The sequence below is a fragment of the Mesorhizobium sp. M7A.F.Ca.US.014.04.1.1 genome (genome assembly GCF_003998745.1).
In the GTDB taxonomy this organism is placed as follows: domain Bacteria; phylum Pseudomonadota; class Alphaproteobacteria; order Rhizobiales; family Rhizobiaceae; genus Mesorhizobium; species Mesorhizobium ciceri.
The window spans coordinates 1-2503 of sequence record NZ_RZRW01000734.1; the positions used below are offsets into that span (position 1 = coordinate 1).

Annotated in this window: 2 protein-coding genes and 1 pseudogene; 1 reads left to right on the forward strand and 2 read right to left on the reverse strand. The window is 56.8% G+C overall.

The annotated features are described in order from the left end of the window. Nucleotides 1-171: pseudogene (locus tag EOA22_RS39175) on the reverse strand (phosphomannomutase/phosphoglucomutase); the annotation flags it as partial. Nucleotides 172-567: 396 nt separating this feature from the next. Here EOA22_RS39175 and EOA22_RS30710 point away from each other — a divergent pair. Beyond that, the gene (locus EOA22_RS30710) at nucleotides 568-861 is read left to right on the forward strand and encodes a hypothetical protein (protein WP_127218776.1); all 294 of its coding nucleotides are present in this window, start codon (nucleotides 568-570) and stop codon (nucleotides 859-861) included. Between the two features lie 358 nt (nucleotides 862-1219). Here the strand turns inward: EOA22_RS30710 and EOA22_RS30715 are convergent. Continuing rightward, a partial coding sequence (locus EOA22_RS30715; RefSeq protein WP_181172695.1) for a hypothetical protein occupies nucleotides 1220-2503 on the reverse strand: 1284 nt, incomplete at its 5' end.

The window sequence follows — 2503 nt, forward strand, 5'->3', positions numbered from 1 at the left end:
CGTGCCAAGCCCCATTCCGAGCGCCTGGACGCCGATCAGGTTAAGTTCGGGCGCGACCTGGCCAAACCACCAGCGCGCATCATATTCCCTAAACCCGGACGCCTTTATCAGCGCCGAGGTTTCAAACTCGAACGTGTTGGGCCGGGCTTCGTCAACGAAATTCAGCGACAAGACAGGACACTCCGAACGACACAAATGCGGTTGTCGAGGCGGTAGCTTACCGGAACCGTTCTTCCGGCCTATCTATCAGTTTGGTTGATCCCTTTCACGACATGGAAAGCCGGCGAGCATCGTTGTCGGGCTATTTCCGCGGTGCCCTGCAAGCCCTGATGCCCGCAAAGATCCGATAATACCGCTGAATGTCGTGATGCCGCGATCTGATCGACGACCGTGCCGCGTTCCAACGTAGGCTGGATTGCGACTCCCAGGACCACCCATAAGGAGCGTTTCCTGGCGTTAATAAACCTTGTAATATTTTGTGATCGCCGCCATTCGAGTTCTCCACAGTCGCGTCCCATTGACCATCTGCGGTTGCTAGAATCCCCCAGGGGAATGCCTTAAGCAGCCGTGAGCAAGAAGCAAGTCTTCTGCTCTGACGAACGCACAGCTTTAAGCACGGGCGCAAAAATGCCGCTGTTTTTTTTCGATATCCGGGACGGCAAATCCCATTCTCCCGATACAGAGGGCACCCACTACGTTGGTGCGCTCGAGGCCCGGGTAGACGCGGTTAAAATGCTGGTCGCCATGGCACAGGACGAAGTTCAGGGCGGGTTACAAAGCAACCTTTCGGTGACTGTTTCTGACGAAAGTCGTCGGCCCGTTATGGAAGCAAATATCGATTGCAGCATAAAAGTCTTTTGACAAATTCCCGATAGCCCTGGACCTAGTTGGCTCCGTCGGGATGCAGCAAGCTTTGTGCAGCTGTCCTGGCCGCACTTGACTTACGGCAGCGGCTTCTGATCACTTTTATACCCCGAGACCACGTAAGCGGAGAAGGCCGCACGATGCTGCTGCACCTCCTCGATACAGCCACGCAAGCTTCGAATGCACATTGCCGGCAGCCCTTCTACTCGTTCGCAAGCGACCGCCGCGGTACTGTCGCACGCTCGATCGCGACGACCGTCCCTTATTCGACTTCGCTGCCGATATTGCACAGGACGGGGGCCTGGCACATCGCCAGGAACCTTTGCCACCGCGAAGCCAATTCGGCGGAACTGGATTACAGGACGTTGACGGTGGCGTGGCCCGGCGCCGGAACGCTTCGTTCCAAGGCGGCTACGCCGCGCCGAGCACGGGCTCTCGTGGCGCAAACAACTGCAAGTGCGATGAAGAAGAGGATGCCTGGATCAGCGCTGCCACCCGACACCGACATTGCAATTATGCTTGCAAGGGCAGCATTCCTGACGCTCGTCACGATTGCATCTGTCTCTGCATCCACCCGTTCCCGAACCGCGCCCAGGCCTCTGGTCACGACATAGAGCAGGGCCACTATCATCAGCGATCCAAACAGACCCAACTGCGACAGGACAGCGATCGGCCAACTCGATGCCCTTGAACTGCCGAAACCAACGCCCAGTCCGCTCGTATCGAGAAACGACTGCAGGCTCTTTACATTCCAATAAGTGCGCTCATGGCCTGACCCGGAATCCGCTTTGTTAATGATGGTGCTGTTGATCAGTCTGACGAACGGGTCCAACGCCTCGGCTTTGTAAAGACTAATGCCCAGTACGGCGGTCCCGCCCACCACCATGAGAGCTATTATCAGTATCTCTTCGCGCGCAACTTTTCCCCTGATGACCGACTGTAGCATGGACAACGCAACGGGGATGCATAGCAGTGTCAGCCCGACGTAAGCCGTCGATGAAGTCGACAGAATGGACAAGAAGAGCAGGATTCCGGCCAGCCATTTCGCAAGCGGTGATTTGGTCTTTCTCCAGTAGCTGTAGCAGAATGCCAGGCAGGCGAGAGAAACGCTGGCGAACGAAGAGGCCTCCGAAAAAGGCCCGGTGATCCGCACAAAGCCTGCCTCGACCGCGTTCGATATAATCGCGTAGTTGGCGGTTCTGATCGGGGCCAGAAAGTCGCCCGCCCCCGCGGTCTTGCCAATGAAATCGATCAGCCCCATTCCCGCGTGCAGGCCGCACCACAAAAAGAAGCCGCGCCTGATTTGATCGATCCGGTTGGAGTGCAGCAGCAGGGCGCAAAGTGCTATCGCGGCGAGGCCACCAAGAATAAAGTAGCCCGTCTGCGAAATGTTGGCTGAAACGGGCGCCAATGAATCTTCTACGACTGTTCCACGGTTCTTGGACTGCACGAATACGGTCGTCTGTCCCGCAAAGAACCTCGGAAACAGCCATGATCCGATGATTGCGTAAAGCATAAGGCTTGTAAGGACCCAGATCGACCCGATGCTTCCGAACACGAATCCAAGATCAAACCAGATACGCCGTCTCGCGGCGACGGCCGTGACGAGCAGGCCCGCGAATAAGGTGTAGATCAAGGG